This window comes from Herbaspirillum rhizosphaerae (assembly GCF_046025915.1).
Lineage (GTDB): Bacteria > Pseudomonadota > Gammaproteobacteria > Burkholderiales > Burkholderiaceae_D > Herbaspirillum > Herbaspirillum rhizosphaerae_A.
The window spans coordinates 141,950-161,444 of the sequence record NZ_JAQQFR010000009.1 but is presented as its reverse complement, the minus strand read 5'-3'; the positions used below and the strand labels follow the sequence as shown (position 1 = coordinate 161,444).

The following is a 19,495-nucleotide window of genomic DNA, read 5'->3' as shown; positions in this document are numbered from 1 at the left end:
GTTGAAATGGAAAGCTTTGGAATTCTCGATTCCTGTTCGAGGAATAATTCTGCGCAGGGTCCTACGTAGCCGATTTCGAGTCAATCGGGAAATCACCTGAAGCTGATAGCGCATCCACCAATGCGTCAAACACCAATCGGACACGTGCCGGCACCGGGCCGCGCTGCGGGCGATAGACGTAAAGGTCCCAGGGGGTTGGTTCCAGCTCCGGTAGCACCGTCACCAGTTCACCGCTGCGGATATGAGGCATGGCCATGAAGGCGGTCAACTGACCGAAGGCCACGCCGTCAAGCACGGAACGGCGCTCGGTGTCGGGATCGTCGGTAATGAAAGCGGGCAGGCGTGGGCCGACTTGCTGGCCATCGGCAAAATACCAGGGCCAGATACGTCCGGTGTTGCGATCGACGATGGCGCTCATCGGACGTTCAACCAGTTGCTCAAGCGTAGTCGGGACGCCGCAGCGCGCGATCAGCGCCGGGCTGGCGCAGACAAAGAAAGCCACCTTGGCGACCGGACGCGCTACATAGCGGCTGTCGCGCAGAAAGCCGACCCGGATACCGATGTCGATCTTGTCATCCACCGCATCGGTGATGACCTCCGACAGGCGCAGATCCAGCGTGATGTTGGGATGGTCGAGGGCGATCTTGTTCAGGATCGGCAGCAGATAAGTGCGTGTGAGCGTGCTGGGCGCGGTGATGCGGACGATGCCGCGCAATTCATTGTCGTTGCGGTGGTTGTTGTCGAGAAACAAATCATCCAGGGCATTGATCGACATGCGAGCGCGATGCATAAGGCGCTCGCCGAACGCCGTGATGCGCACTTGGCGCGTATTGCGGTGAAACAGCAGTTCGCCGAAGGCTGCTTCCAGCTCTTTGACGGCGCGTGTGACGACTTGCGGTGAGATGCCCATGCGCACGGCAGCCTCGCGAAAATTCGCGCTTTCTGCGGCCATGCAAAAAATTCGTAATTGCTCGATGCGGTTCAGTTTGCTCTCCCTGTTGCGGCGCTGCATGCCCGGTTAAGGTTGCAGTTTGGCGCTCCGGGCATTATTCCATAAACAGGAATTGAGGGCTGTGGCAGGACAATTTCTGCAATTTTGCGCGGATGTTCTATGGTGAAGTGATAGGCAGTAAGCATGCTGCCAAATACCGGAAATGAGGAGAAATGCGAGCCAAGGTTCATCCTGGAAGCTCGAAAAAATCGGGTTGAACTAATGATTTTTACCCTAGTCCCACTTGAAGATCATGCTGAAAAGCACGTATTTTTGATCATGCGCAACATGAGTGAATTGAGTAATGATTGACAAACCGGCAAGGGAGAAATGATGAAAGTAGATGTGTATAAAAGGTCTGAAGACAGCAACCTCTGTTCTTATCTCGTAGTTCCGACCGAGAAGCCTTTGCCCCAGGAAGTCGCCAGTACCGACTGGCTGGTTCATGAACTGAATGTCGACTTTGAACGCGACGGCAAGAAGCATTTCACCCTCAATCCAGAGGACGCGTTTCATCAGATCGGTGAGAAAGGCTATGCAATCAGTCATCTGGACGATCGCACTACGGATACCGACGCACACTAATCCGTCATCAGTTGCCAACAGGAGGAGTTTGCTGCAGACGAACTGATGGCGTAAGGGGCGGAGAAAGAACGTAAGGAACGGGAAAAGAGCGTAGTGTAAGGAAACAGGCAGCAAATCGAAAGAACCCTAAAACTCTACGCTAACGAGGAGACATCACCATGCCGATAGAACAGGTAGGCGACTACGAAATCGAGTATGCCGGTGTGAAGCTGGCATCGGATAGCAATAACTGGGCTGCGACGGTCACAATCTTTGGCCCGTCGACCAACCCCATGCATCGCAATGCTATTTTCCCGTGCCAGCGCGTCTTGCTCGACACCACTTTCGAGGATGAAAAATCAGCCGAGCAGGAAGCACGAAAAGCGGCAGTGGAGATGCTGCCGCATCACTGATCTTTGATCTCGATTGTTGATGATTTGCGGGCGGTACGCTGACCGCAGATCATCAGCGCAGCCAGAGGATGACCTCAACACTATCCCGGGCCACAGGCTGGCGGGATCTCATCGTCGCTGCTGCAAACCTGGTCACGTCCGCGCGCCTTCGCAGTGTAGAGCGCCTTGTCGGCTGCGCTGACGAGATCCATCAGATTACAGTTCTTGTTCGGTACGATGGACTGGGCGCCTACGCTGATGGTGACGATGCCCGTTGGATTCTTGCCGTGAGGAATATTAAGATTGCGTACGTCAGCGCAGATCTTTTCTGCAACGTTGACCGCGCCCTTTAGATCTGTATTGGGCAGCAAAATGGCAAATTCTTCGCCTCCATAACGGGCCGAGAGGTCGCCGGGACGGTTCATCTGAATGACTTTGCCGATCTTTTGCAGACAGACATCGCCGGCAGGGTGGCCGTAAGTATCGTTGTATTTCTTGAAGTGATCGACATCGATCATCAACAGCGCCAGGTGCTGGCTCTCGCGTTTGGCGCGATTGAATTCATTGGCCAGCGTGACGTCGAACTGCCGGCGGTTGGCCACACCGGTGAGACTGTCTTCCAGCGCCATCTTTTGCAAAGTCTTGTTCATTTCCACCAGTTTTTCACGGGCGGCCAGCAGTTTTTGCTGAGCTTGCGCGCGCAGCTTGATCTGATTGACCAGGCGTTTGCCCAGCCAGGCCAGCATCGCGACGAGAATCAGCACGCCGATGGACTGCAGCAGCGTTTCCGTACGCCAGCCTGCGAGAACTTCGTCGTACGACACGCCTGCTGTTACAAACAGTGGGTATTTTTCCAGCCGCTTGTAGCTATAAATGCGCATCAAGCCATCGCGTGGTGACTTGATCAGCGCCACGCCGCGTTTGTTCCGGCGCGTGTGGTCGCTGACCAGATTTTCATTGCTGATATTTTTGCCGATGGAGTCGACTTGTAACGGTCGTTCCGCAAGCAGGATGCCGGTTTGTGACGCCAGCAGGATTTCACCTTTCTTGCCGGTGTCGAAGCTCGTGTAAAACTTGAGAAAATACTCAACGGTCACGGTCGCCAGCGCGACGCCTGCAAAACTGCCGTCGGGGTGATTAATGCGTCGTGAAACGGGAATAACCCAGTCGCCGGTGGAACGGCTCTTGACCGGCAGACCGACGTGAGCGCCCCGATCGTTATGGGTCATGTGATAGATGAAGTACTCGCGATCCGAGTTGTTCAGCATCCAGGGCGAATCGTCGAGAGAGTTGACCAGCCATTTGCCGGTCTGGTCATAGATGAACAATCCTTGCAGTTGCGGCAGCTCTTTGACGTAAGAGGCCAGCAACGGATACAGGCGTGCCAGCGCTTCGCGGTCGTTGCCTTCCACTTCCAGCCGCTGCACGATCCCGAACAGCACCGAATCGGCGGACGTCAGCGTCGCCTCGGCATGTTCTGCCAGCGCTCGCGACAGATTGGCGGTGGCGACTTGCGCATCGTCAATGTCCTTGCTGCGGACATTCCATGAAAAGAAGATATGCAGCGCGAGAATGGAAATGCAGACCAGGCCGACAAAGACGGTGGCAAAAATGCGAATGTTGACGCGTTTGGCGCTGGACACGGCTAAGGCCGGCGCCTCTTCAGGGGTAGTCATCTAGATCGATTCCATTTTCGTTCTATGAACGGATATCGGTGAAACATAACTACGGGCTATAACAAAGAGTTTTTACTGTCGACGCACTGTACTTGCGTCATGTACTTGTTTGTACTTATTTTTGGTGCAGTGAAAATAGCAACGAAGTACTTACACGATAGCAGTAATGCGTAGAAATGTGCGCAAAGAGAAGATGAATTAATCCCGCTCATTTCTCTCGCTGACATGATTCATCCGGCGACATATCCGCTTCTTCTTAGTTACCTGATTCTGATTTTTGCGGAGTGTCATCATCCGTTTCACTGATGAAGCAGCGGGATCCCGCATGGCTCAACTGCGTGCCCCCGGTACGCTTTGCCAACGCACGCTGCGGACGCATTTTTCCAGGCCCAGGCGGCTCACCAGACGCACCAAAGCGGCGCGTTCGGCGGTGGTGCAGGTCAGGGAAATGGTGTAGTCCACCAGTTGCTGGTGCGCGCGCGGTTTGATTTCCAGTTCATAGCCCTGATCGAAGCCGTCTTCCAATTGCAGCAGGATCAGTTCTTCGATGTGCTGCGCCTCGTCGCAACGGCATGATGCGATCACTTCGTACGGCAGGCGTTGCAGCGGAACCGGTGGCGTATTGTTGAAAAAATAGTTGCCGTTGAAGAAGGTATCGAGTTTGGTTTCCAGTTTGGTGATGCGCATGGCTTTACTCCTTTCCCCTGGATCGCTCGTGCCGCCGAATTGTCCGGTTGCGGCGAGATGATCCTCTTATGTATAAATTCTGTGTAACTCTTGCGTAATTGTTTTCAGGTGCGTTCAGCGATGTACAAGCTGTTCCTGCAATGCTGCTATAACGCCAGCGGTCTACACTTCGACGACATTCAAGACAGCCCATCGCGCTGCGCTGACGCCTTTTTCCAGGCTGACCCGGCTGACGATCTGTTCCAGCTGCAAGTGATTGCTGGGCGAGGTGATCAGGTCCGCGCGGACTTCTAACTGATTACCGGAAGGCAGGTCTTCGCTATGCAGTGACTGTACGACCAGGTGCGGCATGCCGTTGAGCATATGTAGCATCAACGTGCGGACTTGCACTTCATCGTCGGGACGGCAAACGATGGAGAGGCGATAGACCTGTTCGACTTCGGTTGCGCGTTGCAGATCTTGTTTGTTGATCAGATGCGCGACACTGCGCAACAGCACGTTAGCGCCCAGGATGGCGCCGGCGCCGATAGTGGCTTCTAACGCATGTCCGAGCCCCGACAGCACGCCGATGGCGGCTGAGCACCATAAGGTCGCGGCGGTGTTGAGGCCGCGTACATTGGCGCCTTCGCGCATGATCACACCGGCGCCGAGAAAACCAATGCCGGAGACGACGTAAGAGGCGATGCGCGTAGCGCCTTGTGGGTCGGTCTCGAATGCAGAGACCATGACAAACAGTGCCGCGCCGGTGGCGACCAGCGCATTGGTGCGCAAGCCGGCCATGCGCTGCCGCATCTGGCGTTCGGCGCCGATGATGGAGCCGAGAACCAGTGCCAGCAAAATCCGTAGAGCGAAAACGTGTGCATCCATGAAGAAATCCTTCCACATCCGGATGTGCGCGGCGCATAGCTCACAGGCCTTGGCACATGAACTCGGAGACGCGCACACATCGTGCCTGCCGGGGCGAGCAACAAGCCGCCTGCGCAAGCATTAAAAATGAAAGACGGGAAGACTGGATAGGGAAGGGTGAGAATTCACCGCGACACTGCAACCGGAACAACTTCGGCTGCAGCCATGATGGTGCTGCGAGGGAAGCGTGTCCGGGTTATCGACCCGTCTGCGTTAAATAACTAGAGCAACTGTCCACTTCGTGTTAACACCAAAAATTGAGATGGGCGCAATATAAAGGATGAGAAATAACGCGTCAAGCAAGAGTGCGAATGGTGTTGCTTTCAGGGCACCAGAGGGTGGTCGCGCGTCGTAATGCAATTCGCCATAAAATTGCATATCTTCAGACTACGCCTCTCCCTTCCATTTCAATCCGACAATGAAACCTCAACTCCTGGTCCTTATTCATCTTTCCGAACAAAGCAAAGCCACCATCGGCAGCGCTTTCGAGATCCTCTATGCGCCCGACAAGCAGACTCGCGATGCCGCTATTTCCGGCGTCGCCAAAGACGTCAAAGTGGTGCTGACCAATGGTTCGACCGGACTCACTGCGGCCGAGATGGATACGCTGAGCCAGCTGGAGCTGGTCTGCGCCCTCGGTGCCGGCTTCGAGAACATCGACAGTGCACATGCCGAGAAGCACGGCATCAAGGTCGCTACCGGCGCGGGCACCAATGACGATTGCGTCGCAGATCACGCGATGGGCCTGGTGCTGGCCGTGATGCGCAATATTCCCCAACTCGACATTGCGTGCCGCAGCGGTATCTGGCGCGAGGCCTTGGTTCTTCCGCCGCAGTTGGCGGGCAAGCGCCTGGGAGTAGTTGGCTTGGGCACCATCGGCAAAAAAATTGCCCGCCGTGCAGCTGCCTTCGACATGGAAATCGGCTATTTCAACCGGTCGCGCCGTGACGACGTCGATTACCGTTATTTCGAAAGCGTGCCGCAACTGGCAAGCTGGTGCGACGTGGTCGTGATGGCCACGCCAGGCGGTGCCGCCACCCGGCATCTGATCGGTGCGCGTGAATTGCAGGCGTTGGGCCCAAAGGGTTTTCTGGTCAATATTTCGCGCGGCAGCGTGGTTGATACCGCAGCGCTGGCCGAGGCTTTGCGCAAAGGTGAACTCGGAGGCGCTGGTCTGGATGTTTATGAAAGCGAGCCGAACCCGCCACTGGAATTGCTGGAATTCAAGAACGTTGTGCTGACGCCGCATATGGCAGGCTGGTCGCCGGAAGCCATCACGGCCTCGGTTGACAAATTCCTGAGCAATGCCGACGCGCATTTCTCCAAGGCAGGCTGAGCGCAAAGGTCATAGACGGGCTGGCTGGGCAGGAAACTTGCTTAGGTTTGGGCTTGCCTGACAGGATTATTCCAGTTAGGCTTGCCGCTTTGTTGCGCTGCACCGGGAGAAGTCGGGGGCCCGAAATTCAGAATTGAGTTTCCGGGATGGCTTCAAGTTAGCCGGCGGCGCGACGTAAATGAAACATATCACTTGAATTCATCAAAAAAGAGAAAGCCGCGCACCATGGACATGCCATCTCACCAACTCACCATGACCGTTTTGATGACGCCAGACATGGCCAATTTTTCGGGCAACGTGCATGGCGGCACCATTCTCAAATTCCTCGATCAAGTCGCTTATGCGTGCGCCAGCCGTTACGCCGGCCAATACGTGGTAACGCTGAGTGTGGATCAGGTGATGTTTCGCCAGCCTATCCACGTCGGCGAACTGGTCAGCTTTCTGGCCAGCGTCAATCACACCGGTACGTCATCAATGGAAGTCGGCATTAAAGTGGTGGCCGAGAATATTCGTACTCAGGAAGTGCGCCACGTGAACAGCTGTTTCTTCACCATGGTGGCGGTTGACGGTGAGCGTAAACCGGTGGCGGTACCGTCACTGCGTCCGTTCACGGGAGAAGAAAAGCGTCGCTTCGAAGCCGCCAAGCTGCGCAAGAAGCTGCGTGCGGAGCTGTCGCAGCGTTTCGAAGAAGCCAAGCTGTCTTGATTGATCACATCTACCGAAGGGAAGTGAAATGCTTGCCAGTTTCGCGACCCTGTTGGTCTTCCAATGTCTCGGCGAAGGCATTACCTTCGCCCTGAAACTTCCGATCCCCGGCCCCGTCGTTGGCATGCTGCTGCTGTTTTTCAGCCTGGTGGCGTATCCGCCTTTGCTGGAAAAAGTCGAAGCGACGGCCTCCGAGTTGCTGCGGCATCTGTCCTTGCTGTTTGTACCGGCCGGTGTCGGCATCGTCGCCGCTGCCGGGCAGGTCAAAGGGCACTGGCTGACGGTCATCCTGGCGGTCGCAGTCAGCACCTTGCTGACGCTGGCCGTGACTGCCACCGTCACACGCGCTGTCATGAACTGGCAAAAGCGGCGTGAAGCCTTGCCCGGCAAGCCGGAAGAAGGCAAGGAGGACGGCCATGCGTGAGATCCCGCCATTCGGTCTGATCTGGGTGTATCTGTCGGCCTCACCATTGCTGGGACTGACGCTGACCCTGTGCGCTTATGTTGTCGCGTACTGGATTTACGGGCGCTGCAAATTTTCTCCGCTGGCCAATCCTGTGGCGATCGCCATCGCACTGGTCAGTACCGTGCTGCTGATAAGCGGTATGCCATATAGCGAATACTTCGCCGGTGCTCAGTTTGTTCACTTCCTGCTTGGGCCGGCCACCGTTGCGCTGGCGATTCCGCTGGCGCGTCAGTTGCCGCGTTTGCGCAGCTCCTTTTTACCGTTGCTGTGCGGCTTGCTCGCTGGCTCGGCGACCGCAATCGTTTCTGCAGTGACTTTGACCGTATTGCTGGGGGGATCGTATCAACTGGCGGTGTCTATCGGCCCCAAGTCCGCGACCACGCCGATCGCCATGGGCGTCGCGGAAAAGCTCGGCGGCCTGCCGGCATTGACGGCGGTGCTGGTGATCAGCACCGGGATCTTCGGCGCGATTGCTGCGCGCTTCCTGTTCAATCGCATGCGCATTGATTCGGCTGAGGTTCGCGGTTTCGCGCTCGGCGTGACTTCGCACGGTATCGGTACGGCGCGTGCTTTTCAGGTCAGTCCGGAGATGGGCGCTTTCGCCGGTCTCGGCATGGGACTTAACGGCGTGCTGACGGCGTTTCTGGCGCCGTGGCTGATTCCGGTCTTTGCCGGATTGCTGGCGCGTTGATTTTCGCTGATATCAGGTAAGCAATTTCGGGATCGACGAGGCGAGTAATGCAAATCCCGACAAGGTCAACAGGCTCAGGACGATCTTGCGAAAGGTCGCTTCACTGATACCCAGATAAAGACGGGTTCCCAACAGCGTCGGAATCAACATCGCCGGCGCGACGATGCCGAACATCGGCAACATCTTGCGCGTGACAATGCCGCTGAAAATATACATCGTCAGAGTGACAAGCTGCATGCTCAGATTGAAGTTCTGGATCACGGAGCGCTGTTCGTCCTTGTCCAGCCGGCGCAGATTGCACCACAGCGTAGGAATGACACCGCTGAATCCACCGATACCGCCCATGATGCCTCCCATCACGCCGACCACGCCGTCGGCGGCACGTCCACCGAATTTGACGGGCGGCATCCTGGGAATCAGCAACATGGTTGGACACCAGATCGCCAGAAAGACGCCCAGAAACAGCTTGAACATGTTGGCGTTGAGCAAAGGCAAGATGAACACGCCGATCGGGATCCCGACCAGACCGCCCAGCACAAAGGGCAGCAAACGTCCCAGCTGGAACCCGCGCCGCACTGAGAACACGGCCAGTACTTGTCCCAGCAACGAGCCAAACACTACCAATGCGGCCGCCACCATCGGATCAATAGTCCAGACCCAGAAAGACATGGCGACCAGTCCGAAAGCAAATCCCGACAAGCCCTGAACGAAGCCGGCAACCATCGCGCCGACGGCGATGATCAAAATCGTTGAGTCCATGTGTTATTTTCGTCCTTTGATTTTTGCGTCGTTTTCGTCAACCATGGCTTGAACATCAACGCCACGCTTTTGCCAGCGCCTTAATCGCGTCGACAATGGCGGTCTCATCTGCGCCGCCAAAGCCCATGACAAGCCCGGCGCTGTTGTCGGCGCTGTCCTGATTCACAACATCGGGAAGCCAGAAGCGCGTCAAGGCATCGATTTCCACTCCTGCGCGCGTCGCTTTTTCAATCATGTCTTCTTGTTGTGCCACCGAGGGCAGACGCACCGTGCAATGCAAACCGGCATCAATCTGCGGCAAAACAAGACCGCCCGGACGGATGCGATCCCAGGCTTGCGTCATGGCGTCGCGGCGTGCCCGGCTGGCGCGCCGCATGCGGCGTACGTGGCGCTGAAAATGTCCCTGTGCGATGAATTCCGCCATCACCGCTTGTTCGGATACGGACGAGTGGCGGTCGTATTGCATGCGCAGATTGATCAGCGTGTTCGCCAACGCCGGCGGCGCCACGATATAACCCAGCCGCAAGCCGGGGAAGGCAATTTTTGAAAATGTGCCCATGTACAGCACGCGTCCGCTGCGATCCAGCGATGCCAGCAAGGCCAACGGTGTGCCGCTGTAGCGATACTCGCCGTCGTAGTCGTCTTCGAGGATGTAACTCTGATTGGCTTCGGCCCAGGCCAGCAATTCCAGTCGGCGCGCCAGCGATAGTGTTACCCCGCTGGGATACTGATGCGAGGGCGTGACATAGGTCAGGCGGATGTCGCGATGGGCGTGCAGCTCTTGGGCAATCAGTCCTTCGGCATCAACGCCGATACCGACGACTTTGCCGCCCGTCAGAGTCAATGCCGATGCAGCGCGCGGATAGCCGGGATTTTCCATTGCCGCCAGATCGCCGGGATTGAGCAGCAACTGGGCACACATGAACAGCGCCTGTTGGGTGCCGGCGGTGATGATGATCTGATCCGGGTCGCACACCAGACCGCGCGCATTGCGCAGATAACCCGCCAGCATTTCGCGCAGTTGCGGATCGCCGGCTGGGTCGCTGTAACCAATGTGGCTCTCCGGTGTACGTCGCCAGAAATCCGCTTGCAGCCGCGCCCAAACATCTCCGGGAAACAAATCCAGCGCCGGTACGCCGAGACGGAACGCACGCGGCTTGCCGGGCTGCGGCATGAGCTTGGTGTGCGTGGCGACACGTTGTCCCAGCGCGGACAGGCGCGGCTTGATGTCAGCCTTCACGGGTGTTGGCGTTTTGGGAATGTCGGTCGCCGGTGCCGAGACATAAGTGCCATCGCCGACGCGCGCGCTGATGTAGCCCTCGGCATACAACTGATCGTAGGCGCGCACGACCGTCGTGCGGGACACCTTGAGCGCCTGGGCCAGTTCGCGCGTGGTTGGCAGCTTGACCTGGCGGTCAATCTGGCCGCCGAGTATGCGGTCGCGCAGGCTCTGATACAGCTGCACCGCCAATCCCTTGCCGGGTGTGAGGTGCATCCCGGTGGGGTCGAAAGGGAAAGGGGAGGTATGCAGGTTATTTTGCATTGGTTTGATAAAAATACTGAATATTGGCTCTTTTGAAAGACCAAATTTATCATTAATCTATGAGCTCCAGTGCAGATTCGTGCGGATTAGTTCAACAATCTGATCGTTCGTTTTCCTTATTTTTTATCGCTCTCCTATTTTCTATTCAGCGTCTCCATCACCTATGACAACATCTACCGCTCTTCACGCCTGTAACGAATTCGGCCAGCCGGTCGGCCTGCCGTTGATCGACTGGACGCCCCGTCAGTTGCCGCCGTCGGTGCCCATGGTCGGCCGCTATTGCCGTGTCGAACCAATCAAGGCCGAGCTGCATGCGGAACAGTTGTTTGAGGCCAATGGCGACGATGCAGGCGGCAAGAACTTTACGTATCTGTTTGCCAATCCGCCGTCCAGTTTTGCTGAGTATCGCGAATGGGTTGAAAAGATGAGCGTCAGCAAAGATCCGATGATGCACGCCATCGTTGATCTGGAGAGCGACCGCGCGGTAGGCGTAGCGTCGTTCATGCGCATGGATCCGAACTTCGGCACCATTGAAGTGGGCAACATCAATTTTTCGCCGCGTCTGCAGCGCACACGGGCCGCCACCGAGGCGATGTTTTTGATGATGCGCCGCGCATTCGACGAGTTGGGTTACCGCCGCTATGAATGGAAGTGCGACAGCTTGAATGCGCCGTCACGTGCAGCCGCGCTGCGGTATGGTTTTACCTTCGAGGGCATCTTCCGCAAAGCGGTGGTGTACAAGAATCGGAGCCGCGATACGGCATGGTTTTCCATCACGGACAGCGAATGGCCGCAGGTCAAAAGCGCTTTCGAGCACTGGCTCGATCCGGAGAACTTCGATGCCCAGGGCACCCAGCGCGACAGTCTGGGAACGTTGATGGCGCGTCATCGCCAGGCCGGCAGCGGTGCCGAAAAAGCTGCCGCATAATTGCGGCTTCCGTTTACCCGAAATGAAATAACAAAGAAAATATGCGCGAATCAAGCTTGTCATCCCGCCAGGCAATCCTGTTGCTCGGCGTGGTTGTCATCATCTGGGGTACAACCTGGCCGGTCAATAAAGCCATCCTGCATTACATGTCGCCAATCTGGTCGACCGCGATACGTTCATGCATCGGCACAGTCGTGTTGCTGTTCATCTGTCTGGCGCGCGGTCGCCTGATCCTGCCGCAGTGCGGCGATCTGCCGGTGGTGTTCAGCGTCGGTTTATTGCACATGACGGCATATTCCATACTCGGTAATGTCGGCATGCAGCATGTCGCGGCGGGTCGTTCTGTGGTGCTGGCCTACACCACGCCAATGTGGGTGGCCCCCTGTGCGCGCTTGTTTCTCGGCGAAGCATTTACGATGCGGCGTGCTATCGGCACGGTATTTGGTTTGCTGGGGTTGGTGCTGATTTTTAACCCGCTGGCGTTCGATTGGGGCAATCAGGCTTCGGTGCTCGGTAACGGCCTGATTTTGCTGGGTGCGATGTTTTGGGCAGCGAGCATTCTGTACGTGCGCGGTCACCGCTGGATCGGCCAGCCTTTCGACCTGCTGGTGTGGCAGGCATTGACGGCAAGCTGCGTGCTGGTGCCATGCGCTTGGCTGTTCGAAGGTCCGCCGCAGGTTGATTTAAGTGCTCAGGTGATCGGTCTGCAGCTCTACAGTGCAACCTTCGGTATTGCGATTGCCTACTGGGCGATCAACAAGGTGAATCAGGCATTGCCGGCGATGACCACCTCACTGGGCCTGTTAGGCGTACCGGTATTCGGCATTGTGTGTTCGTCGCTGGCGTTGGGTGAACCGCTGGAGTTCAGCCTGGTGGCCTCGATGGCGCTAATCATTATCGGCATCGCCATTGGCGCATTACCCGAGCGTCGAGCGTCGGCAACGACGAGCTGACATGAATTAACCTGGATCTGAAGAACATTGAAGATCAGGCCACGTTTTCCATTTCCTTCGCTTCTTCGATGATGCGCGCGGCGGGCCAGTGTTGTAGTTCGCGCCGGCGGTGCAGGCAGCTATCAAGCCATTGCAGCGTCTCCATCCAGAGATTGTCGCGAAAACGGTCATGGAAAAAGGAGAAGTGACCGATCTGTTTCAGATGCAGATCGCCGGGCGTCAGACTGACCAGAGTGCGATCGCTGTTGATGTAATAGTCGAGCAGGCGTATCACCGCAGCCGGCGTGCCGAAGGGATCGTCACTGATGGTATAGGCCAATGTCGGGCAGCCAAGCAGAGGAAAGTACTGCACACGGTCGGCATCCGGATGTTCCAGCCGGGCACGGCGAAACGCCCATTCATACGCTACGCCTGCCGGCAGATCTTCAAGCCAGCCCAGTGTGCTACCGGGAAAATAACCGAGCAGTGTCGTCAGCAGTGGCATCGCTACATGCCATTTCAGGAGCATTTTCCGCCGTGACGCTTGCGCGTAATCGCGCCAATAGGCGAACTGCGCGCCGACAATGAGCATGCGGTCAATGCGCCATGATGAGGGCGCATAACCAGGCATGACGCCGCCGATGCTGTGGCCGACGACATGAAGTTCACTATCGGGGAAATTGTTGGCCACCCATTGCAGGATGCCCTCAAAGTCCTTGTTACCCCAGTCAAATTTACCGGCTTTGAGCTTGCGCAACGAGGACGGCCGCGAAGCACCGATGCCGCGATAGTCCCACGTCAGCGCCAGATAGCCATGATCCGCAAGAAAGCGGGCATAGCGCGCATAGTAGGCCGCCTTGACGCCGGTGGCGCAGTTGATGATCGCCAGCCGTTCCGGACGTGGCGAATCATCAGCGTAGTACAGCGTTGCCCCTAGCGAATAACCGTCGGTGGCTTGGATGTGGATGTTGGATTCGATGTGCATGAGGTGTGCGTGAGATGTACTCAAGATGTACTTGAAAGGCGGCGCCATAAATAACTCAGGTGTTTCCCTCATTGTAGGAAGCGAAACCGTTTCGCATAAGCTATGCTGACTTCATCAGTTTGTTGAAGTTAACTCACCAATATACTCAACTTGTATCTTCATCAATAAGCGTGCCGCCATGAACCTCGATGCAAATTCACTTATCATTTTTTGCCATGTCGCCAAAGCCGGAAGCCTGAGCAAGGCCGCCAAGGCGCTCGACTTGTCGAGGTCGGCGCTGAGCCATCGCATCAAGGCCATAGAAACCCGGCTGGGCTGTCAGTTGCTTATGCGCACCACGCGCAAGGTCGGATTGACGGAGGCGGGTTATCGGCTGGCGGCACATGCCGACCGCATGGCCGACATCCTCAAGGATGCCAACATGCTGGCGCACGGTCTCAATGAAGATACGAGTGGATTGGTGCGCATCTCCGCGCCGCTGGCGCTCGGTGCGGTGTGGCTCAAGCCTTTGCTGATGTCCTATATGCAAGCCAATCCGCGGGTGCAGGTTGATTTGCGTTTTAGCGAACAGGCAGTTGATATCACCAGCGACCCCGTTGATCTGGCGATTCGTGTGGCATCGCAATTGCCGGAGAATGTCGTCGCCCGCAAGCTGTTCGGTATTTCATGGAAGCTCTGCGCCAGCCCCGATCTGGCCGGGAGGTATGCCGCAGAGCTGGCGACAGGCGATCTGCAGGCGATTCCGCTGGCGGGCTTTGCACGCAGCCGGCAATTCGTGCAACCGCTGATACAGCACGCCAACAAGAAACTGCAATGCCCGACCGAGCCTGTGTTGCTATCGAATGACCTTGATGTCGTGCGCGAGTCAGTGAGACGCTCGCTGTGCATGGCGGTGATGCCCGATTATTTTGTCAGTGAAGATATCGCGGCAGGGCGTTTGGTCGACCTCTATCCGGATACGCGGGTCGATGTCGGTTTTGGTGAACAGGTCTACGCACTGCATCTGCCGGGACGTTTGCTGCCGGCTCGGGTGCGCAGCCTGATTACATTTCTGGCGCAGGAAAGTACCAAGTAAGGCCCGCGACAGGGGTATGACTGTTGAGTTTTTCTGGACGATCCGATGCGTCATTCTTTTTATGCGCAGGGGCTTCCCAAGGATGAAAAAATTGACGTAGAATCGTCGACGGATCTCTCTGATCCAACGTCGCTCGGACGGTTCCGGGCGCTCACGTGAAAGTACAACATGACTCAATCCCGCAGTCCGCGCAGCTTTGCGCGCATCGATCGTCTTCCTCCCTACGTTTTCAATATCACCGCCGAGCTCAAGATGGCTGCGCGCCGTCGTGGTGAAGACATCATCGACATGTCGATGGGCAATCCCGATGGAGCCACGCCGAAGCATATCGTTGAGAAGCTGGTCGAGGTGGCGCAACGCCCCGACACGCACGGCTATTCCGCATCCAAAGGTATTCCGCGCCTGCGCCGGGCGATCACGCATTGGTACAAGAGCCGCTACGATGTCGACTTCAATCCCGACAGTGAAGCCATCGTCACCATCGGCTCCAAGGAAGGCCTCGCACATCTGATGCTGGCGACGCTGGACAAGGGCGATACCGTGCTGGTGCCGAACCCCAGTTATCCGATTCATATCTACGGCGCCGTGATTGCAGGTGCGGATATTCGCTCGGTGCGCATGAGTCCCGATGTCGATTTTTTCGCCGAGCTGGAACGCGCGATTCGCGAGAGCTATCCCAAGCCGAAGATGATGGTGTTGGGATTTCCCTCCAATCCGACTGCGCAATGCGTGGAGCTGGAATTCTTTGAGCGTGTGGTCAAGCTGGCGCGTGAACACAATATTCTCGTCGTGCATGATCTGGCTTACGCCGACATCACCTTCGACGGCTGGAAAGCGCCATCAATCATGCAGGTAGAAGGCGCTCGCGACGTCGCCGTGGAATTTTTTACCCTGTCCAAGAGCTACAACATGGCCGGCTGGCGCATCGGCTTTATGGTCGGCAACAAGGAGCTGGTGGCGGCATTGGCGCGTATCAAGAGCTACCACGACTATGGCAGTTTCACCCCGGTGCAGGTTGCGGCGATTGCCGCGCTGGAAGGGGATCAGAGTTGTGTGGAAGAGATTCGCGCCAACTACGAAAGCCGTCGCAACGTCTTGGTAAAAGGCTTGCATGAAGCCGGTTGGATGGTGGATATACCGAAGGCATCGATGTATATCTGGGCACGTATTCCGGATGCGTATCGCCATCTTGGATCGCTGGAATTTTCGCGTCAGCTCCTCGAAAAAGCCAAGGTATGCGTCTCTCCCGGCATCGGCTTTGGCGAGTACGGCGATGAATACGTGCGCTTCGCATTGATCGAAAACGAATCACGTATTCGCCAGGCCATACGCGGCATCAAGTCGATGCTGCGCGGTGAAAAGACCGACGCGGGAGACAAGCCCGCGCCGACCGTGAAGGTCAAACCAAAAAGACCGGGCCCAGCGCACCAAGGGTAATCACCAGCAGGCCGAGAATCAGGTTGATGCCGACGATGCGTCGGATCTGCGCGAGCGCCGCACCGCCGGCGCTCCAGTCTTCTGCTGCGACGGCGCGTTTAAGGCGTTTGAACGGTGCAAAGAATACGTGCGCAAAGATCAGCATCATCAGGATGCCTAGTCCTGCCATGGCTGAGACATACAGTGGTGGCTTACCCAACTGCGCCATCATGTGCAGGCCGCTCGCCAGTATCAGCAGGATGGCCAGCCATACCCAGGTGAAGAACTTTGCGAATACGCCTGTCCAGAGCGTCAGTCGCTGTGGTGGCTGTAGTACGGCGCCGGCGACCGGTCGCAGGCATTGGTAGGCGAAAAACATGCCGCCGACCCAGACGATAAAACCGAGGATGTGCAAATACTTGGCAAAAAGCATCATGGCAGAGAAAATCCAAAGTGTTGAAAAAGGCGGTGGATGGCGAGGGCGGTTTACTTAGTCAGTTAATTCTGGTTTCACCGCATGTTCTTGCTACATCGCACCAGCGAACCCGGATTGTCGCACGGCATGCCTGGAGCGGCTCGATACGCTACTATTTTGGGCGGGGCGAGTACAGCGTTCGCATTTTTGCGCGACTCCAGTTGATTGCCGCAGAAAAAAGTAAAGAATAGTAAGGATCGTATTTCATGGCCACACTAAGCACACTGCATGTCTATCCCATCAAATCCTGCGCCGGTATCAATTTGTCCGAAGCCGGCATCAGTGAGCTGGGGCTTGCCATGGACAGGCGCTGGATGCTGATTGATCGTGACGGTCGATTTTTGACACAGCGTGAGCATCCACTGATGGCCACCGTCAAGACCGCGTTAAGCGAAGATGCATTGATCGTGCGGGCACCGGACATGCCGGAACTCCGCCTGCCGCTGGAACCAGCTCCTCTTGCCGTCACGTTGTCCGCCAGCATCTGGGACTACCCTGTGCAGCCGCTGGATTGTGGCGAGCAGGTGCATGACTGGTTTTCCTCTTATTTCGGGACGGATACCAGACTGGTTCAATTCAACCCTGCAGATCAGCGTATCTGCAGCCAGAAATGGACCGGCGACACGGTCGCCACAACACAGTTCTCAGACGGTTTTCCGTTGCTGGTGGCAAATGAAGCGTCGCTGGAGGATCTGAATCAGCGCCTGAAAAAGAAAGGTGCGCCGGCAATTCCGATGAATCGTTTTCGACCCAACCTGGTCTTGTCAGGGCTGGATGCCTACGAAGAGGACTATATCGATACCTTGACGCTGGGTGAGCCGGGCAATGAAATCGTTCTCAGAATGGTTAAGCCGTGTGCCCGCTGCCCGGTGCCGGGAATCGATCAGGAAACGGGGCAGGGTAGCTCGCAATGGCCTAACGAGCCGCTGGATACCCTGGCAACTTATCGCGCCAACGACCGCGTGGACGGTGGCCTGACATTTGGGCAGAACGCCGTTGTCATCCGGGGACACGGCAATGTTTTGCGGGTTGGGCAGGAAGCGCATATCGAGTTGAATTTCTAGAACGCATTTCATGTACATTTTTTATCGCTGTCCGCGACAGCGCAGGCATGGAACTTGCGACATGGTTTCTGACGGTCGGCTCGTGCGATCAGGATGCAGACAGGACTAAGGTTAAGAATCTGGGGAATGCAAGAAATGAAACTGCTGGATTCTTTGAAGTTGCTCGGCCTCGGTGCAACGATGCTATTGTCGTTGCACGCGATGGCGGCAGACAGAACGGTATTGATCGGTTACGCAGCGCCATTGACCGGCGCATCCGGCTCCATCGGCGCCAGCCTTGTGCACGCTGCGGAGATCGCGGTGGATGACGCCAACAGGCAGGCCATTCACATTGACGGCGACAGGCTGGTGTTCAAGTTGCTGACGCAGGATGACCGCTCTGATCCGCGCACAGGATTGCTGGTCGCCGACTACTTCGTCAAAAGCGGCGTCGTAGGTGTAATCGGTCATTGGAATTCAGGTGTCGGCATTCCGGCCTCACAAATCTACAAGAATGCGGACATCGTCCAGATCGCTCAGGCGACGACAGCCCATGCTTATACGGAACAATCTTTTCCGACAACGTTTCGCATCGTCCCGCATGACGACGAAGGCGCCAGCTATACCGCGGAATATGTTGTGCGCCAGATGAAGTCGCAGCGCATTGCCATCCTTGATGATCAGACCCCTTTTGGCGCAGGCTACGCCAAGCATTTTGCGCAAATGGTCGAGTCGCTCAAAGGCAATATCGTCAGCCAGTTTGGCGTGAGCAGCCGTACCTCGGATTTCAATGCCGTGCTCCGCAACATTCAAAAGCAGAATCCGGACGTCGTCTTTTTCGGTGGACTCGACGCCCAGGCAGGGCAATTGGCGAAAGAACTGAAACGGTTTGACATCAAGGCGCCGTTAGTCAGTGTCGGCGGTACGGTCGGCGCGCAGTATTTGAAGATTGCCGGCGAAGCAGGCAACGGAACCGTCGCGCTGGAACCGGGGCAGCCTTCCTACAAAGGCGCGCCATGGCAGCAATTTGAGAGGGCCTACAAGAGCAGATTCGGCGGCGACATGGGCTTGTATGCGCCATTCTCCTATGATGCGGTGCAAGTCCTCGTGGCGGCGATCAAGCAAGCCAATTCACTGGATCGTCAGCGCATCATTGCTGCGATGCATCAGGTTCGTCACAATGGATTAACGGGCGCGATCTCTTTTGATGCGGAGGGCAATCTGTCCAATCCTGTTTTTACGATTTTCGAGGTAAAAAATCAGAAATGGGTGCCGCTTAAAGTCATCGGCGGCAAAAAATGAAGCACCTGACATACCGCGGCGGAAAGATACAGTGACATAATCGGGGTTCCAATTTTTACTTGCCCGAACCCATGCCTATCATTCGTGTCATCACTGCCGTCAACTACAACAAACAAGGCAACGTGCAATACGTGCGCTGGGGATTGGCAAATACGGATACCAACCGATGGGCCGTCGCGCCGAGCGACAGCCACGTCATTCATGTCCTCGAGGCGCTCAAGTACGGTGAAGAAGTCTGGACGGTATTTGTCGATGGCGACAAAGTCCTGCCTGGTCCACGCGTTCAGGCCGTCAAAGTTCATCCCGGATTAAAAACTATCGCGCTGATGCATACGGAAGGTGAAGAGCCAAAACATAAGCTGGAGCAGATTGCGGTGTTTTAAGAAGTAGTAAACATCCAGTCCAATATTCAAGCATATTCAACAACGCTTGGTAACACCAAGCGACATCGAACGACATCAAACAATATCGAGCAACATGGGCTGCTGTACCGTGGCCGCGAAGGGTGACTATGCTCGCCGTTCTCCGACGCGATGGCTGGATTTCGAGATGCTGCCTCACATCACTTGATGAGAATCAATTCATCGCGTTAGATAAAGGCTATCGGGTATCTGGTAACGCCT

21 protein-coding genes are annotated in these 19,495 nt (G+C 56.4%); 13 read left to right on the top strand and 8 right to left on the bottom strand.

Annotated elements, in window-relative coordinates; all coding sequences use genetic code 11:
- Positions 1 to 61 precede the first annotated feature (61 nt).
- Positions 62 to 1,012, bottom strand: coding sequence for a LysR family transcriptional regulator (locus tag PQR63_RS15000; RefSeq protein WP_408168801.1), 951 nt, complete (start codon positions 1,010 to 1,012; stop codon positions 62 to 64).
- A 309-nt stretch (positions 1,013 to 1,321) separates the two neighbouring features.
- Between PQR63_RS15000 and PQR63_RS14995 the strand changes: the two genes are divergently transcribed.
- Both PQR63_RS14995 and PQR63_RS14990 read left to right on the top strand, forming a co-directional pair.
- A complete protein-coding gene (locus tag PQR63_RS14995) occupies positions 1,322 to 1,576 on the top strand; it encodes a DUF6139 family protein (protein WP_408168800.1) in 255 nt (84 codons plus the stop codon).
- Positions 1,577 to 1,734: 158 nt separating this feature from the next.
- On the top strand, positions 1,735 to 1,968 hold the full coding sequence (locus tag PQR63_RS14990) for a hypothetical protein (protein ID WP_408168799.1): 234 nt from the start codon (positions 1,735 to 1,737) through the stop codon (positions 1,966 to 1,968).
- Between the two features lie 80 nt (positions 1,969 to 2,048).
- On the opposite strand, the gene PQR63_RS14985 is transcribed toward PQR63_RS14990, so the two are convergent.
- The 3 genes from PQR63_RS14985 to PQR63_RS14975 form a co-directional block, all read right to left on the bottom strand.
- The gene (locus PQR63_RS14985; protein ID WP_408168798.1) at positions 2,049 to 3,623 is read right to left on the bottom strand and encodes a sensor domain-containing diguanylate cyclase; all 1,575 of its coding nucleotides are present in this window, start codon (positions 3,621 to 3,623) and stop codon (positions 2,049 to 2,051) included.
- 330 nt (positions 3,624 to 3,953) lie between these two features.
- Complete coding sequence (locus tag PQR63_RS14980) at positions 3,954 to 4,310, bottom strand: hypothetical protein (RefSeq protein WP_408168797.1); 357 nt, start codon at positions 4,308 to 4,310, stop codon at positions 3,954 to 3,956.
- A gap of 162 nt (positions 4,311 to 4,472) precedes the next feature.
- Complete coding sequence (locus PQR63_RS14975; RefSeq protein WP_408168796.1) at positions 4,473 to 5,177, bottom strand: MgtC/SapB family protein; 705 nt, start codon at positions 5,175 to 5,177, stop codon at positions 4,473 to 4,475.
- Between the two features lie 457 nt (positions 5,178 to 5,634).
- On the opposite strand from PQR63_RS14975, the gene PQR63_RS14970 reads away from it, so the two are divergent.
- The 4 genes from PQR63_RS14970 (at position 5,635) to PQR63_RS14955 (ending at position 8,414) form a co-directional block, all read left to right on the top strand.
- On the top strand, positions 5,635 to 6,552 hold the full coding sequence (locus PQR63_RS14970; RefSeq protein ID WP_408168795.1) for a 2-hydroxyacid dehydrogenase: 918 nt from the start codon (positions 5,635 to 5,637) through the stop codon (positions 6,550 to 6,552).
- 225 nt (positions 6,553 to 6,777) lie between these two features.
- Positions 6,778 to 7,257 (top strand): acyl-CoA thioesterase, encoded by a 480-nt coding sequence (locus PQR63_RS14965; RefSeq protein WP_053198921.1) that lies wholly within the window; start codon positions 6,778 to 6,780, stop codon positions 7,255 to 7,257.
- A gap of 28 nt (positions 7,258 to 7,285) precedes the next feature.
- Positions 7,286 to 7,681: a CidA/LrgA family protein gene (locus PQR63_RS14960; protein WP_408168794.1), complete on the top strand. Its 396-nt coding sequence runs from the start codon at positions 7,286 to 7,288 to the stop codon at positions 7,679 to 7,681.
- Positions 7,674 to 8,414, top strand: a complete 741-nt coding sequence (locus PQR63_RS14955) for an LrgB family protein (RefSeq protein ID WP_408168793.1) — start codon at positions 7,674 to 7,676, stop codon at positions 8,412 to 8,414. The genes PQR63_RS14960 and PQR63_RS14955 overlap by 8 nt, the downstream gene beginning before the upstream one ends.
- Before the next feature lie 12 nt (positions 8,415 to 8,426).
- On the opposite strand, the gene PQR63_RS14950 is transcribed toward PQR63_RS14955, so the two are convergent.
- Both PQR63_RS14950 and pdxR read right to left on the bottom strand, forming a co-directional pair.
- The gene (locus tag PQR63_RS14950; protein WP_408168792.1) at positions 8,427 to 9,173 is read right to left on the bottom strand and encodes a sulfite exporter TauE/SafE family protein; all 747 of its coding nucleotides are present in this window, start codon (positions 9,171 to 9,173) and stop codon (positions 8,427 to 8,429) included.
- A gap of 55 nt (positions 9,174 to 9,228) precedes the next feature.
- Positions 9,229 to 10,716: a MocR-like pyridoxine biosynthesis transcription factor PdxR gene (pdxR, locus tag PQR63_RS14945; RefSeq protein WP_408168791.1), complete on the bottom strand. Its 1,488-nt coding sequence runs from the start codon at positions 10,714 to 10,716 to the stop codon at positions 9,229 to 9,231.
- A 163-nt stretch (positions 10,717 to 10,879) separates the two neighbouring features.
- Between pdxR and PQR63_RS14940 the strand changes: the two genes are divergently transcribed.
- On the top strand, positions 10,880 to 11,644 hold the full coding sequence (locus PQR63_RS14940) for a GNAT family N-acetyltransferase (protein WP_408168790.1): 765 nt from the start codon (positions 10,880 to 10,882) through the stop codon (positions 11,642 to 11,644).
- A gap of 41 nt (positions 11,645 to 11,685) precedes the next feature.
- On the top strand, positions 11,686 to 12,597 hold the full coding sequence (locus PQR63_RS14935; protein WP_408168789.1) for a DMT family transporter: 912 nt from the start codon (positions 11,686 to 11,688) through the stop codon (positions 12,595 to 12,597).
- Between the two features lie 34 nt (positions 12,598 to 12,631).
- Here the strand turns inward: PQR63_RS14935 and PQR63_RS14930 are convergent, their stop codons facing one another.
- Complete coding sequence (locus PQR63_RS14930; protein WP_408168788.1) at positions 12,632 to 13,561, bottom strand: alpha/beta hydrolase family protein; 930 nt, start codon at positions 13,559 to 13,561, stop codon at positions 12,632 to 12,634.
- 178 nt (positions 13,562 to 13,739) lie between these two features.
- Between PQR63_RS14930 and PQR63_RS14925 the strand changes: the two genes are divergently transcribed.
- Together PQR63_RS14925 and alaC are read left to right on the top strand one after the other, a co-directional pair.
- Positions 13,740 to 14,636, top strand: coding sequence for a LysR family transcriptional regulator (locus PQR63_RS14925; protein ID WP_408168787.1), 897 nt, complete (start codon positions 13,740 to 13,742; stop codon positions 14,634 to 14,636).
- 168 nt (positions 14,637 to 14,804) lie between these two features.
- Positions 14,805 to 16,073, top strand: coding sequence for an alanine transaminase (gene alaC, locus PQR63_RS14920; RefSeq protein ID WP_408168786.1), 1,269 nt, complete (start codon positions 14,805 to 14,807; stop codon positions 16,071 to 16,073).
- Here the strand turns inward: alaC and PQR63_RS14915 are convergent.
- Positions 16,036 to 16,485 (bottom strand): CopD family protein, encoded by a 450-nt coding sequence (locus PQR63_RS14915; RefSeq protein ID WP_408168891.1) that lies wholly within the window; start codon positions 16,483 to 16,485, stop codon positions 16,036 to 16,038. The genes alaC and PQR63_RS14915 overlap by 38 nt on opposite strands.
- Before the next feature lie 248 nt (positions 16,486 to 16,733).
- On the opposite strand from PQR63_RS14915, the gene PQR63_RS14910 reads away from it, so the two are divergent.
- The 3 genes from PQR63_RS14910 (at position 16,734) to PQR63_RS14900 (ending at position 19,255) form a co-directional block, all read left to right on the top strand.
- Positions 16,734 to 17,591: an MOSC domain-containing protein gene (locus tag PQR63_RS14910; protein WP_408168785.1), complete on the top strand. Its 858-nt coding sequence runs from the start codon at positions 16,734 to 16,736 to the stop codon at positions 17,589 to 17,591.
- Positions 17,592 to 17,726: 135 nt separating this feature from the next.
- The gene (locus PQR63_RS14905) at positions 17,727 to 18,872 is read left to right on the top strand and encodes a branched-chain amino acid ABC transporter substrate-binding protein (RefSeq protein ID WP_408168784.1); all 1,146 of its coding nucleotides are present in this window, start codon (positions 17,727 to 17,729) and stop codon (positions 18,870 to 18,872) included.
- A gap of 71 nt (positions 18,873 to 18,943) precedes the next feature.
- Complete coding sequence (locus PQR63_RS14900; RefSeq protein ID WP_408168783.1) at positions 18,944 to 19,255, top strand: hypothetical protein; 312 nt, start codon at positions 18,944 to 18,946, stop codon at positions 19,253 to 19,255.
- Positions 19,256 to 19,495: the final 240 nt, after the last annotated feature.

Bases quoted from the DNA above. Each gene is read 5' to 3' on its own strand.
- PQR63_RS15000 (WP_408168801.1), bottom strand. From the start codon at position 1,012: ATGCAGCGCCGCAACAGGGAGAGCAAACTGAACCGCATCGAGCAATTA.
- PQR63_RS14995 (WP_408168800.1), top strand. From the start codon at position 1,322: ATGATGAAAGTAGATGTGTATAAAAGGTCTGAAGACAGCAACCTCTGT.
- PQR63_RS14990 (WP_408168799.1), top strand. From the start codon at position 1,735: ATGCCGATAGAACAGGTAGGCGACTACGAAATCGAGTATGCCGGTGTG.
- PQR63_RS14985 (WP_408168798.1), bottom strand. From the start codon at position 3,623: ATGACTACCCCTGAAGAGGCGCCGGCCTTAGCCGTGTCCAGCGCCAAA.
- PQR63_RS14980 (WP_408168797.1), bottom strand. From the start codon at position 4,310: ATGCGCATCACCAAACTGGAAACCAAACTCGATACCTTCTTCAACGGC.
- PQR63_RS14975 (WP_408168796.1), bottom strand. From the start codon at position 5,177: ATGGATGCACACGTTTTCGCTCTACGGATTTTGCTGGCACTGGTTCTC.
- PQR63_RS14970 (WP_408168795.1), top strand. From the start codon at position 5,635: ATGAAACCTCAACTCCTGGTCCTTATTCATCTTTCCGAACAAAGCAAA.
- PQR63_RS14965 (WP_053198921.1), top strand. From the start codon at position 6,778: ATGGACATGCCATCTCACCAACTCACCATGACCGTTTTGATGACGCCA.
- PQR63_RS14960 (WP_408168794.1), top strand. From the start codon at position 7,286: ATGCTTGCCAGTTTCGCGACCCTGTTGGTCTTCCAATGTCTCGGCGAA.
- PQR63_RS14955 (WP_408168793.1), top strand. From the start codon at position 7,674: ATGCGTGAGATCCCGCCATTCGGTCTGATCTGGGTGTATCTGTCGGCC.
- PQR63_RS14950 (WP_408168792.1), bottom strand. From the start codon at position 9,173: ATGGACTCAACGATTTTGATCATCGCCGTCGGCGCGATGGTTGCCGGC.
- pdxR (WP_408168791.1), bottom strand. From the start codon at position 10,716: ATGCAAAATAACCTGCATACCTCCCCTTTCCCTTTCGACCCCACCGGG.
- PQR63_RS14940 (WP_408168790.1), top strand. From the start codon at position 10,880: ATGACAACATCTACCGCTCTTCACGCCTGTAACGAATTCGGCCAGCCG.
- PQR63_RS14935 (WP_408168789.1), top strand. From the start codon at position 11,686: ATGCGCGAATCAAGCTTGTCATCCCGCCAGGCAATCCTGTTGCTCGGC.
- PQR63_RS14930 (WP_408168788.1), bottom strand. From the start codon at position 13,561: ATGCACATCGAATCCAACATCCACATCCAAGCCACCGACGGTTATTCG.
- PQR63_RS14925 (WP_408168787.1), top strand. From the start codon at position 13,740: ATGAACCTCGATGCAAATTCACTTATCATTTTTTGCCATGTCGCCAAA.
- alaC (WP_408168786.1), top strand. From the start codon at position 14,805: ATGACTCAATCCCGCAGTCCGCGCAGCTTTGCGCGCATCGATCGTCTT.
- PQR63_RS14915 (WP_408168891.1), bottom strand. From the start codon at position 16,485: ATGCTTTTTGCCAAGTATTTGCACATCCTCGGTTTTATCGTCTGGGTC.
- PQR63_RS14910 (WP_408168785.1), top strand. From the start codon at position 16,734: ATGGCCACACTAAGCACACTGCATGTCTATCCCATCAAATCCTGCGCC.
- PQR63_RS14905 (WP_408168784.1), top strand. From the start codon at position 17,727: ATGAAACTGCTGGATTCTTTGAAGTTGCTCGGCCTCGGTGCAACGATG.
- PQR63_RS14900 (WP_408168783.1), top strand. From the start codon at position 18,944: ATGCCTATCATTCGTGTCATCACTGCCGTCAACTACAACAAACAAGGC.